Here is a 12,932-nt window from a genome sequence, read left to right as displayed (position 1 = left end):
ACCTTGATGACACAGAAACTGTATATCGAAACCCTGGGCTGCCAAATGAACGAGTACGATTCCGCCAAGATGCGCGACGTACTCCACGCGTCCCACGGGTTCGAACTCACCACCGATCCCGAACAAGCCGACGTGCTCCTGCTCAATACCTGCTCGGTGCGCGAAAAAGCGCAGGAAAAGGTATTTTCCGAATTGGGCCGCTGGCGTCCCCTGAAGAACAAGCGCCCCGGCGTCGTCATCGGCGTCGGCGGCTGTGTGGCCAGCCAGGAAGGCGAGGCCCTGCAAAAACGCGCGCCCTTCGTCGATCTGGTGTTCGGCCCGCAAACGCTGCACCGCCTGCCGCAATTGCTGGAACAGGTCCGTACCCAGCATAAGCCCGCCATCGATATCTCCTTCCCGGAAATCGAAAAATTCGACGCTCTCCCCGAACCCCGCGCCGAAGGCCCGAAAGCCTTCGTGTCGATCATGGAAGGATGCAGCAAATACTGCACATTCTGCGTGGTGCCCTATACCCGCGGCGAGGAAATCAGCCGCCCGCTCGACGATGTCATCGCCGAGATCGCGATCCTGGCCGAACAGGGCGTGCGCGAGGTGGTGCTGTTGGGCCAGAACGTCAATGCCTACCGGGGCGCGACCGACGAGGGCGATATCGCCGATTTCGGCCTGTTGCTGAACTACGTCGCCGCCATCGAAGGGATAGGCCGCATCCGTTTCACCACGTCCCACCCCAACGAAGTCGGCGACAGCCTGATCGACGCCTACGCGGAGCTCCCGCTGCTGGCGGGCCATCTACACTTGCCGGTGCAAAGCGGCAGCAACCGCATCCTGGGCCTGATGAAACGCGGCCATACCCGCGAGGACTATATCGCCAAGATCGAGCGCCTCCGCGCCGCCCGTCCGGGCTTGAGCCTGTCTTCGGATTTCATCGTGGGCTTCCCCGGCGAAACCGACCAGGACTTCGAGGACACGATGGATTTGATCGAACGCCTGGGCTTCGACCAGTCCTATAGTTTCCTCTACAGCCCGAGGCCGGGTACGCCCGCCGCCGCCATGGAGGACACGGTGCCGGTGGCGGTGAAGCGCGAACGCCTCGCCCGCCTGCAAGCCCGCATCGCCGCCCAGGCCGCCGATATTTCGCGCGGGATGCTGCACACGGTGCAGCGGGTCTTGGTGGAGGGCGTGTCGCGCAAGGACTACGAGCAGCTTTCCGGGCGCACCGAAAACAACCGCGTGGTGAATTTCTCGGGGAACGCCAAGCTCATCGGCCAGTTCGTCGATGTGCTGATTACCGAAGCCCTACCGAATTCGCTGCGGGGCCGCTGGGTCGATACCCACGATCCCGATTTTTCCATTCCTGCAACCCGCCATCCGACTACAACACTTGCATAACCAACTCTCCACCTTGCACCTCACCTTGGAGCCCGCCGACAACGACCGGCTGGCGAGTCTCTGCGGCCAATTCGACGAACACCTGCGCCAGATCGAGCGGCGTCTCGGGGTCGAAATCTCCAACCGCGGCAACCATTTCGAGATCATCGGGGCCAACCAACCCGCCCAGGCGGCGGGCAAGTTGATCCAAAGCCTGTTCGACGCCGCCCGCCACGAACTCATCACGCCCGAGCGGGTGCATCTCTCGCTCCAGGACGCCAACCTCGCGGCCATGCTCAAGCAGGATGGGGAACCCGCCGGGACCGTCACCATCCAGACCAAGCGCGGCACCATCAAGCCCAAGGGCGCGAACCAGCAGCGCTACCTCAAGAGCATCCAGGAACACGATATCAATTTCGGGGTCGGCCCGGCCGGTACCGGCAAGACCTATCTGGCCGTCGCCGCCGCCGTCGAGGCGCTGGAAACCGAGCAGGTCCGGCGCTTGATCCTGGCCCGGCCCGCCGTGGAGGCGGGCGAGAAGCTCGGCTTCCTGCCGGGCGACATGGCGCAGAAGGTCGATCCCTATCTGCGTCCGCTCTACGATGCCTTGTACGAGATGCTGGGCTTCGAGCGGGTCGCCAAGCTGATCGAGCGCAATGTGATCGAGGTCGCGCCGCTGGCGTTCATGCGCGGGCGGGCGCAGCCGCTCACCAGCCAAGTCCTGACCCCGCAAGGCTGGCGGGCCATGGGCGATCTGGAACCCGGCGACGAGGTGATCGGTTCGGACGGCAGGCCCACCCAGGTGTTGGGCGTCTATCCCCAGGGCGAGAAGGAAGTGTTCCGGGTGACGATGACCGATGGCGCGTCCACTTTGGCCTGTGGCGAACATCTGTGGTCGGTGCTGACCGCCTCGGACAAACGCCGCAACAAGGGCCACCGGGTCATGCGGACCGCCGAGCTACGCGGCAACCTCAAGTGTTTCCATCAATACCGCTATGAATTGCCTTTGCTCTCGGCCCCGGCGGCCTTCCCGGTCCAGGCCGTACCGCTCGATCCCTATGCCTTGGGCTTGTTGCTGGGCGATGGCTGCATCACCGGCAAAACCACGCCCGCTTTCGCCACCGCCGATCCCGAATTGGCGGTCGCGCTCGATGCCGCTTTGGAGCCTTGGGGCGTGCGCTTGGCCTATAAAGCCGGGACCGATTATGTGCTGAGGTATGGCGATGGCGGGCGTTGTGGCGCGGTTCCCAATCCGGCCACGCTGGCTTTGCGGGCACTGGGCTTGGAAGGCACCCGCTCCAATACCAAATTCATTCCCAAAGCCTATCTCCGCAATAGCGCGGAAGTCCGGTTGGCGGTGTTGCAGGGCTTGCTCGATACCGATGGCACGGCTTGCATCCAGGAAGGCCGGACTTGCCGGGCGCAGTATTCGACCGCTTCTCCGCGCCTCCGCGACGATGTGATCGATTTGGTACGGTCCTTGGGCGGGGTGGTTTATTGGCATGTGCGCCTCGCCGAAGGCCGCAAGCCCGGTTTGGCACGGGGCAGGGCGGTCCATCACCGTGCCGATGCCTATATCCTCGAAATCCGCTTGCCGGAAGGCATGCCGCCGTTCCGCTTGCAGCGCAAGGCGGCGCGTTATGCCGAACACGGCGGCGGGCGTCCGGTACGGTTTATCCGCGCTATCGAACCGGCGGGGACGGTGCCGACCCAATGTATCCGGGTCGCCGCCCCTGATAGCCTGTATGTCACCGACGATTTCATCCTCACCCACAACACCTTGAACGGCTCCTTCATCATCCTCGACGAGGCCCAGAACACCACCACCGAGCAGATCAAGATGTTCCTGACCCGCGTCGGCTTCGGTTCCAAGGCCGTCATCACCGGCGATATCACCCAGATCGACCTGCCGCGCAGCAAGGAATCGGGCCTCCGCCATGTGTTGGAAGTCCTCAAGGAGGTGGATGGCATCAGCTTCACCTTCTTCACCTCGCAGGACGTGGTGCGCCATCCCCTGGTGCAGCGCATCGTCGCCGCCTACGAAGCCTACGAACGGGCGCATCCGAAAGAGCTATGATCCAGATCGATATCGAGAACGCCAGCACGGCGGACTCCCTCCCGGACGCGGCGCAATTCCAACGCTGGGCCGAGGCCGCCGCCCCGGACGGGGACGCCGAGGTCTATCTCCGCGTGGTGGACGAGGCCGAGAGCGCCGAGTTGAACCAGACCTACCGCCACAAATCCGGCCCGACCAATGTGCTGAGTTTCCCGTTCGAGCCGCCGGAAGGCTTGCCCGAGGCGGAATACGGCGCCTTCCTGGGCGATCTGGTCGTCTGCGCCGCCGTGGTCGAACGCGAGGCGGCCGAGCAAGGCAAGGCCCCGGAGGCCCATTGGGCGCATATGGTGGTGCATGGGATGCTGCACCTCCAAGGCTACGACCATATCGAGGACGGCGAGGCCGAGGCCATGGAGGCCGAGGAAATCGCCATCCTCGACCGATTAGGCTTTCCCAATCCCTACGACGCTGAGGCGACGCAATCATGAGCGATGAGCAATCGGGCGAACACCGAAGTTGGCTCGAACGGCTAAGTCATTTCCTGTCGGGCCAGCCCGAGGACCGGGAGGATTTGTTGGAATTGCTGAGGGCGGCGCAGAAGCGCAACCTCCTGGACCCGGAAGCCCTGGGCATGATCGAAGGCGTCATGCAGGTGTCCGAGCAAAGGGTCCGCGATATCATGATCCCCCGCTCGCAAATGATCGTCGTCTCCCAAGACGCCCCCCTCGAAGATATCTTCCCCCTGGTCGCCGAATCCGCCCATTCCCGCTATCCCGTCATCGGCGAGGACCGCACCGAGGTCGTCGGCGTCCTCCTGGTCAAGGACCTCCTGATCCACAGCCTCAAGGACCGCTCGCGCAAGGTTGTGGAAATCATGCGCCAAGCCCTGTTCGTGCCGGAAAGCAAGCGGCTCAACGTGCTGTTGCGGGAATTCCGTTCCAGCCGTAGCCATATGGCCATCGTGGTGGACGAATACGGGGCGGCGGCGGGGCTGGTCACCATCGAGGATGTGCTGGAGCAGATCGTCGGCGAGATCGAGGACGAACACGATTTCGGCGAGGAGGAATATATCTTCCGCAAGAACGACCGCGAATTCACCCTCAAGGCCCTGGCCCCCATCGACGAATTCAACCGGTACTTCGGGGCCGACCTCAACGACGACCAGTTCGACACCGTGGGCGGTTTGATCGTCCACCATATCGGCCATGTGCCCAAGCGCGGCGAAAAGGTGGAGATCGGGCCTTTCCGCTTCATCGTGCTGCGCTCGGACAACCGCCGCGTCCATCTGTTGAAGCTGGTGCTGCTGCCGTCGCCGGACAACCGGCCCGAACCTTCCCAGTCCCACCACTGAGAGCGACCCCGCCCGTGCTGTTCGACCTCCTGGCCCTCGCGGGCGGCTTGCTGCTGCCCTTCGCCTTCGCGCCCTACGACCAGCCCGCGCTGGCGGTGGTGGCGCTGATGCTGTTGTTCGCCGCGTGGGGGCGGGCCGGGCCGGGGCGGGCGTTCTGGCGGGGTTTCCTGTTCGGGCTGGGGCAGTTCGGGGTGGGGGCGTCCTGGGTCTATATCAGCATGCATCGGTTCGGTGGAGCCAGCGTGCCCGAGGCGGTCGGCTTGACCGCGTTGTTCGTGTTGTTCTGGTCGCCCTATCCGGGCTTCGCGGGTGGGCTGGCCGCCTGGTTGGGGCGGGGCTACGGTCCGGTGTTCAAGCTGCTGGTCCTGTTGCCGGCGGCGTATACCCTGGCCGATTGGCTCAGGAGCTGGCTGCCGACCGGGTTCCCCTGGCTGCAAATCGGCTATAGCCAGATCGATACGCCCTTGGGAGCCTTGGCCCCGCTGTTCGGGAGCTATGGCGTGGGTTGGGCGCTGGCGCTGGTGGCGGGCGGGGCGCTGGCGTTGTTCCGGTTGTCCGGGAGCCCGCGGCGGTTGGCGAGTATCGGCTTGGTCTTGTTCCTGGGGCTGTGCGCGGCCTTGGAGCGGGTGCATTGGACCGAAGCCGCCGGGCCACCGATCCGGGCCGCCCTGCTCCAGGGCAATATTCCGCAGAACAGGAAATGGGAGCCGCAATTCCAGCGCGAAACCCTGGCGCTCTATACCGGCCTGACCCGCCGGCATTGGGACGCCCAACTGGTCGTCTGGCCGGAAACGGCGGTCCCGGCGTTCTACCAGCAAATCAAGGACAGCTTCCTCGCCGACCTGGAAACGGAGGCGCGGCAACACGGCACCGACCTTTTGCTCGGCATCCCCTATTACGATCCGGCCCAGGACCGTTATTTCAATTCCATCGTCGCGCTGGGCGGTACATCCGGCTTCTATTTCAAGCGGCATCTGGTGCCCTTGGGCGAATATGTGCCCTGGCGTCCGCTGCTGGGCTGGGTGTTGGATATCCTCCAAATCCCCTTGTCCGATTTCGGCGCGGGCGGGGACGACCAAATCCCGCTCAAGGCGGCGGGCTATCCGCTGGCGGCTTCGATTTGCTACGAGGATGTGTTCGGCCAGGAATCCTTGCTGGGTTTGCCGGCAGCGGCCTATCTGGTCAATGTCACCAACGACGCTTGGTTCGGCGATTCCGCCGCCCCGCACCAGCACGCGCAAATGGCGCGGATGCGCGCCCTGGAAACGGGCCGCTGGATGCTCCGCGCCACCAACAGCGGCGTGACCGCGCTCATCACCGACCGGGGACGCATCGCCGCCACGGCCCCCTTATTCCAGGAGGCCGAGGTCACCGGCAGCTTCGTGCCGATGCGGGGGCGGACGCCCTATGTGCTGTGGGGGGATGGGCCGGTGGTGGTGGGCGTGGGGCTGGTATTGGGGATAACGGCATTGCGTAGGCGGCGGGCGGCCCCGAAACACCCCTAATGGCGGAGTAGAATCCGGGGGGTGGGGTTTAATCCCAGTCGCCGTCCCCAGGGTTCGGGTCGATCCAGGCCAAGATTATTATACTAGGTGGGTAACCGGGCATTCCCGGCTGCCGTCCGGGGTTCCTCAATAATGGTAATCCAATCAAATCAAATCGAGCGAAGATGACATGCCAGTAGAAGAGTATGGGACGGCCTTCGCCGGAGAGTATGGCGGCGTTAGGGACGGGTATCTGACCGGGTGGGTCTGGAACGCGGCGCGGCCTTCCGAATTCGTGGGATTGCGCTTGCTGATCGATGGCGAGGTGGCCGCGGAAGGTCTGGCCAATATCCGGCGGCGGCGGCTCGCCGAGATGAAGATCGGCGACGGCAGGCATGGGTACTCGCTGGGCATTCCCAAGCGCTTCGTCGATGCGGAGTCCCACCGGGTCGAACTGGTCACGCTGGACGGCACGCGGATCGCGCAAGAGACCTTGGTCATCGACGTCGGCGAGGATTATGTCGCGCCGGTGCGGATCGTCGAGCGCCCCAAGCGGTATTATCTGGCCCTGCTGGCCATCGCCAAGAACGAGGCGCCCTATCTCCACGAATGGGTGGCCTACCACCGGGCGGCCGGGGTCGAGCATTTCCTGATCTTCGACAACGACAGCGACGACGGCACCACCGAGATGCTGGGACGCCTGGCCGACCTGGGCCTGGTCGAACACGTCCCCTGGCCCACGTCGGCCCATCCGGCAAACCCGCAGAAAGAAGCCTATGCCGAGGGCGTCGCGCGATTGAGGGAACAGGCCGAATGGATTGCGGTCGTCGACCTGGATGAGTTCATCGTGCCGCTCCACCACCCGGATATCCCCGCCATGCTCCGGGAATATCCCGATGTCACCGCCCTGGGGCTGTGCTGGCGCTTGTTCGGATCGTCGGGCCTGAAGCAATGGACGCCGGGCTTGGTCATGGAGCGCTTCCGCAAATGCCGCGCCGTCGGGGCGAAGCTGGTGAAAAGCATCGCCCGGGCCGATTATATCGGGGAGGTTCGCATTTATGCCCACGCCATGCGGGAAAGGCCGGCCGTGGATGAATTGCGCCGGCCCCTGTCCGGACCCTACGCCCAGACCGGAACCCTCGCCGTGGCGCAGGTCAATCACTACTTCACGAAGTCCAGGGGGGAGTGGGATCTGAAAAGGCTCAAGGGAAAAGCGGACCATCCCATGGACAGCACGGGCTTTATCCGGCGCGATGAGGAGTTTGCCCGTCATGACTTCAACGAAGTCGAGGACGACGCGATTCTCAGGTTCCACGAAAAGACCCGGGCGGGGTTGGCGTGGCTGAGGACCAATATTGCCAGCGGACGAGGCGCTTCCGATGCGGGATTCCGATTGGAACCCTGGGGCGGGCAAGGACTGCGGGCCTGCCCCGTCCATCCCGGACCCGGTGCCGTTCTTGGCGCGGGGCGGCTGATGGCGTTTTCCAGGGACTACCCCGCGCAGGTCATGGAAGCGGCGAAGCATCTCGCCAAGCTGGCCATCCCGCCGGTCCGGCTGGTGGAGGTCCAGGATGCCTGCTTGGCCGGGATGATGGTGGTCGCCCAGGGCGGGACGTTGTTTTTCGATCCCGCCGTCTATCCGGGCTATCTCAAGAAAATCTACGAGGATGGTATTTGGCTCAAGAAGGATATCGAGGCGGTGTTGCACGGTATCCATGAAATCACGCTATCCGAACCCTGCTTCGTCTTCTACCACGGCAACTGCAACAACTTCGGCCATTTCCTCACCGAAGCCGTGCCCAAGCTCTTCACCATCAAGGAATTATACGCCCAGGGTTGGCGGGCACCGCTCCTGCTCGAGCGCAACCGGGCCGGGTTCTTCATGGGCTATGTCAAAGCCATCCTGCCGGAGGCCGAAATCGTGTTCATCGAACCCGGCATCCGCTACCGGGGGGATTTCCTGTTGCCGAGCATAGACCCAGGCTACAAATACCATCCAGAGCGGGTGCGGCAGATGCAAAGCTACGCGGAAGCGCAGGCCGGGCGGGTGGATAAGCGGTTCCCCAGGGAAATCTTCGTTTCCAGGGGCGCGTTCTCCAAGTCCTACCGGCGGATGGCGAACGGCCCGGAAATCGAGGAAATCGCCCGTGGGCACGGCTTGGCCATCGTCAGGCCGGAGGCATTGCCCATCCCCGAGCAAGCGGCCCTGTACCGGAACGCCGAAATCATCGTCGGGGAATACGGCTCGGGCCTGCACAACGCGATCTACAGCAGGCCGGGTACGGCGGTGCTGGCCCTGAACTGGATCAACGGCGTGCAACAGGCTATCGCGGACTCGTTCGGGCACGCGGTGGGGTTCGTCTTGCCGGAGGATGGCGGACCCGTGCTGAACCATGGCGAGGGCGTCCAAAAGGCTTTCAACATCGCGCCGGGGGAGTTCTCGGCGGCGCTGGCGGAAATGTTCAGGATGCGCGATTTCGTGGCCGGGGCCAGGCGGGCCGCGGCGGACTGCTAAAACGACCCGATCAAGGTGACATAGGCCATGCCCTTATATTTGCTAGAGAACAAACTGGTTTTGTTCATCCATGTGCCCAAGGCGGGAGGCACTTCGGTGGAGGAATACCTTTCCAAACATTACCTGGGTTTGCTGGACCGGGGATTCCGGGGCCATTTGCCCTGTTCTCCCCAGCATTTCCACGCGGCCATGCTGGCCACCGCCTTGAAAGACGCGCCCTTGGATTATGTCTTCATGGTGGTGAGGAATCCCTGGGACCGGTTGAGGAGCGAATACAAGTTCAGGAAAAGGCATTTCAAGGATGCCAAGGATGTGGATTTCGATGAATGGGTCGAGCGGGCGGTCGCGGCCTACCGCAAGAACCGTTTCCACCTGGACAACCACTTGCGGCCGATGAGCGAATTCCTGTTGCCGGGCACGGAAGTCTTCAAACTGGAGGAGGGGCTAGCGGCCTTGCGCGATACCTTGGTGCAAAGGTATCCCGCCGCCATCGACGCGGCCTGGCGATTTCCAGCGGTCAATGTGATCGATAAGGATGGCGAGCCGGGCGAAGCGCCTTCCAAAAAGGTCTGCGACCTGGTGCATGGGCTGTACCGGGAGGATTTCGAGCGCTGGTATCCGCTGGCAAACGTGGAAGGCGGCGACTGATGGTGCGGACCGGCCGGGGCGGGTAAGAACGCCACTTTAAGGGGGTTGTTATATTTGCACTGGTTGGCTTGGGTTCCTTTGTCCGTGCGTTGAATCCGCTCGATAAGGATTGTCCGCTCGGAGAGCCTGGGTCTTCAGTAGAAAATATTATCTACCTATCTGGGTTGGGTGTTTCCACCATGTATAAATATACGTAGATACCACTTATCAAACCCTGTATGCAGGTGAAAAAATGAATGAAAGCGTGAGCCAGGGTCGTTTATCACGGATCATATGGTTGCTTTGGTTACAGGGATGGGACCAAGCCCCGGAAGTTGCTTGGGCTGGGCGTGCGAGTTGGGAAAAGCGTAATCCAGGTTGGCAAGTCCACGCGCTGGACCAAGCTAATGTGGTGGATTTCCTGTCCCCCGAAGGCTCCAAGCGTGTCTTTTCTACGCCGAAACAGCCGGAGGCTATGAGCGACCAAATCCGCTTGGAACTTTTACACCAGCACGGCGGGGTCTGGGCCGACGCGACCACCCTCTGCGCCCGGCCCCTCGACGAGTGGCTCCCGCAAGCCATGCCCAACGGTTTTTTTGCTTTCGCCCTGCCCGGTCACGACCGCAGCCATGGCCGTATGATAGCGACGTGGTTCCTGGGGGCCGAGAAAGGAGGGTATATCATCGAACAGTGGAGGAATGCCGCTCGACGCTACTGGAACGGCCGCGCCCGCCGCGATAACTACTTCTGGGTCCATTTGCTCTTCACCAAACTCCATGCTGCCGACCCCCGTTTCCAGGAGCTATGGGATGGCACGCCCCAGATCGCATCCAATTACCTTTTTACTCATGGCCCCCGTAGCGCTCGGTTATTGCAGGAACCACCGCCAGAAATAGAGCGGCTCCTGGCCTCCCCTCCCTCTCCGGTTTTCAAGCTGACCCACAAGTTCGATACGCCACCAGGGCCGGGTTCGCTCATGGAGCGCTTGTGCGCCTTCGCCAGGGAATAGCTTCACCGGGCGGCCGGACCGCCCCGCTCCTGGAAGAAGGCGTTTATGCGGTCGATGGCTTCGTTGGCCCGTTTGTACGGGCAGGGATATATCTGTCCTGCGCCATCCCTGCGGTGGTTATGGCGGATCAAAAGCGGTTTGCAGGCATTGGGGGCGAAGCTGTTGTGGATCACCCCATTGGTGGGGAAATTCAATTCGGTGGGCAATGCCCGGTAGCTGAGCCCGGCCATGGACAAGGCGATGGGCAGGGCGAATTGGTGCACCAGGAAGGGGTATTGCTCGATGTCGGGAACCTGTGCGCGACAGCCGGGCAGGTTGAGGATCGCGCTGTGCCACGCTTCGACCAGGGATTGCGCCAAGCCGCTGGGGACGGCCAGGACGGCGGTATTGAAATAGGGCAGGGTCTCGGCGGCGCCGAAGGAGGTCAGGAAGCGGGCCGGCGGGAAGGGTGCCCCGAACGTCTTGAACAATCGCTTCCATACGCCGAGGGGCAAAGGGTTTTGGTCGGCTATTTTCGCGAGGACCGAATTGCCACGGATGCTTTTTGAAAAATCCCCGGCGACGACCACGTCCGTGTCCAAGGCTAGCGTGTAATCCACCCCCGGATGCGGTCCGATGGCCAGCAGCTTATTCGCCTGTGGGCATCCTATATCGAGCGGTTCGACGATTTCGACCCTCACATCCAGGCTTGAAAGGACCGCGGCGTTTTTTTCCGGGATCGGCCCCAGGAAATAGGCGATGGCCGGACTGTTCGCCATCGTCCCGCCGAAATGCCGCAAGGTCGTGAATAGATCGAAGATTTCCGACAGATAAGGCTCGGATGGGGGGGCTATGGTCGTGACGGCGACCTTGGGTTGTTTGGGCGGAACCTGGCCTCCCGGACTTGTAGAACCCTGGGTACCGGCCTCCGCTGTTCGGGGAGGGCGGTGATGTGCCGTTGTTTGCCCAACATGGCCCAGCCGTTTCCGCAAAGCGGGCACGAATTTCTGGATATCCAGGTTCTCGTTGCGGTTCGCCCAGTTCCGCCTGCTATCCAAATCCTGGTCGCTATACCCTATGGCTTTATATCTGGGACGCTTCATTTCGTCGAAAGCCTTCCCGTCGAAATTCAAATAATGGTTGATGCGCAGCTTCTTGCATTTTGGGGGATCGACGAACGCCCCGTGGAAATCGGCCTTGGTTTCATCCACATAGCGGAAACCGGGCTTGAGCTTGACATAATGCTGGGTGAGCGCGCTGGCGACCGCCGACACCTTGACCAGGCTTTTAATGTGTTTATCGGGTCCGGCGCATTTGATCAAGGTTTCCAACATGCATTGGTTGGCCGGAATCTCATAGATATCCGAGGTGCCGAAGCCGAACCAGTTAACCCCGATAGCCCCTATATCTGGGTCGTTGTAGGATTTTAGCGTCTCCTTGATATCCATCGATTCCAGGGTTAATAGGTACTCGTCGCTATCCAAGAGCGCCAGCCAGTCATATCCTTGGGCCTTGGCATAATCGATGGCCTGTTGCTGCTGGTTGATCTGATAGGCCGCCCAGGCGGGGATATCGCTGCCCGAAAAAGGCGAGCCATCCAGCACATCGACAAAGCCCGACCCGATCCATGGAGTCAACGGTTCGAGATGCCGCCGGTCCTCGCCGGAAAATGAAAGTATAACCTTGTCCCAACCCGTCACTTCATAGAATGCAATCCATTCTGGAAGGAACTTATAATCCTGATTGAATATGCAGTGACTCACTAATCTCATAATATCCCCGATGACCCTGGTCGTGCCTATGGTGTAGGCGGTCCGATAGCGTGTTAAGCCCGGCCTAAGAATCCCTAAAGGGCTGGAAGTTTGTGATCGTCTGGATACCAGCGCTCGAAATCCTCCTTGTAGAAGCCATAAACAAGGTCGGCGACTTCCTTGCTCGCGATGCCACACCGCTCTTCGGTTCCGGTTTCATGGGCGTGCGGGATCGCTTTTTCCTTGGCGATGGCGGTGGGGTATCTCGAATGGAGGTCGTCGCGTAGCCGTTCCAAACCATCCTCAAGTTTGTAGACTTGGGTATTTGGCAGGATGAACTCGGTCATTGGCCGTAGATGGTTGTCGAGGTGGTAGGGGTTTTTTAGGTAGGTTTCCAGAGCGTGGGCGACCCATGCCTCGAAATCCATATTCTTGACATCGCCGAAGTGTTTTTTCCTGAACTTGTATTCACTTTCCAGCCTCCGCAGAGGATGCCTGACAACCATGAATTTATAATCGATGGGGGAGTTTTTCAGGACGATGGAAAGCAGCGCGGCATGGAAATGTTGTGGGGAGCAAGGCAATCCTCCCGGATAAGAGGTATCCATCAACCCAACATAATGCGGTGCCAGGAAATGCTCTATCGACGACCCCCCGGCTTTGGGCACATGGATAAATAAGACCAACTTTTTCTCCAGCATGAACAAAGGCATAGGTTCACCATTCTCCAAAGCAAACTAGGGTATCCGATTGATTTTGTCGCCTTCCGGCGGAACCGGCATTCCAGGGATA

9 protein-coding genes and 2 pseudogenes are annotated in these 12,932 nt (G+C 61.5%); 9 read left to right on the top strand and 2 right to left on the bottom strand.

The genetic code is table 11. The annotated features are described in order from the left end of the window. Window positions 1-6 precede the first annotated feature (6 nt). The 9 genes and pseudogenes from miaB (at window position 7) to K5658_RS18015 (ending at window position 10,410) form a co-directional block, all read left to right on the top strand. Window positions 7-1,389, top strand: a complete 1,383-nt coding sequence (miaB, locus tag K5658_RS18050) for a tRNA (N6-isopentenyl adenosine(37)-C2)-methylthiotransferase MiaB (RefSeq protein WP_221064479.1) — start codon at window positions 7-9, stop codon at window positions 1,387-1,389. Then, window positions 1,382-2,065, top strand: a pseudogene (locus K5658_RS23685) (PhoH family protein); the annotation flags it as partial. The gene miaB and the pseudogene K5658_RS23685, both read left to right, overlap by 8 nt. A 1,080-nt stretch (window positions 2,066-3,145) precedes the next feature. Beyond that, window positions 3,146-3,445: pseudogene (locus K5658_RS23675) on the top strand (PhoH family protein); the annotation flags it as partial. Beyond that, window positions 3,442-3,912, top strand: coding sequence for an rRNA maturation RNase YbeY (gene ybeY, locus K5658_RS18040; RefSeq protein WP_221064477.1), 471 nt, complete (start codon window positions 3,442-3,444; stop codon window positions 3,910-3,912). The pseudogene K5658_RS23675 and the gene ybeY, both read left to right, overlap by 4 nt. Next, window positions 3,909-4,775: a CorC family transporter gene (locus K5658_RS18035; RefSeq protein WP_221064476.1), complete on the top strand. Its 867-nt coding sequence runs from the start codon at window positions 3,909-3,911 to the stop codon at window positions 4,773-4,775. The genes ybeY and K5658_RS18035 overlap by 4 nt, the downstream gene beginning before the upstream one ends. Before the next feature lie 14 nt (window positions 4,776-4,789). After that, on the top strand, window positions 4,790-6,280 hold the full coding sequence (gene lnt, locus K5658_RS18030) for an apolipoprotein N-acyltransferase (RefSeq protein WP_221064475.1): 1,491 nt from the start codon (window positions 4,790-4,792) through the stop codon (window positions 6,278-6,280). A gap of 169 nt (window positions 6,281-6,449) precedes the next feature. Then, a complete protein-coding gene (locus K5658_RS18025) occupies window positions 6,450-8,774 on the top strand; it encodes a glycosyltransferase family 2 protein (protein ID WP_221064474.1) in 2,325 nt (774 codons plus the stop codon). Window positions 8,775-8,801: 27 nt separating this feature from the next. After that, window positions 8,802-9,422: a sulfotransferase family 2 domain-containing protein gene (locus tag K5658_RS18020; RefSeq protein ID WP_221064473.1), complete on the top strand. Its 621-nt coding sequence runs from the start codon at window positions 8,802-8,804 to the stop codon at window positions 9,420-9,422. Between the two features lie 232 nt (window positions 9,423-9,654). Then, window positions 9,655-10,410: a capsular polysaccharide synthesis protein gene (locus K5658_RS18015; RefSeq protein ID WP_221064472.1), complete on the top strand. Its 756-nt coding sequence runs from the start codon at window positions 9,655-9,657 to the stop codon at window positions 10,408-10,410. Between the two features lie 2 nt (window positions 10,411-10,412). Here the strand turns inward: K5658_RS18015 and K5658_RS18010 are convergent, their stop codons facing one another. Continuing rightward, window positions 10,413-12,026 carry a hypothetical protein gene (locus K5658_RS18010; protein ID WP_221064471.1) on the bottom strand — a complete coding sequence of 538 codons (1,614 nt, stop codon included), beginning with the start codon at window positions 12,024-12,026 and terminating at the stop codon, window positions 10,413-10,415. Between the two features lie 209 nt (window positions 12,027-12,235). Beyond that, a complete protein-coding gene (locus K5658_RS18005; RefSeq protein WP_221064470.1) occupies window positions 12,236-12,853 on the bottom strand; it encodes a sulfotransferase family 2 domain-containing protein in 618 nt (205 codons plus the stop codon). Between the last annotated feature and the right edge of the window lie 79 nt (window positions 12,854-12,932).

This window comes from Methylomagnum ishizawai (assembly GCF_019670005.1).
Taxonomy (GTDB): Bacteria; Pseudomonadota; Gammaproteobacteria; order Methylococcales; family Methylococcaceae; genus Methylomagnum; species Methylomagnum ishizawai.
The sequence above is the reverse complement of the archived record's forward strand: the minus strand, read 5'-3'. Positions and strand labels throughout refer to the sequence as shown.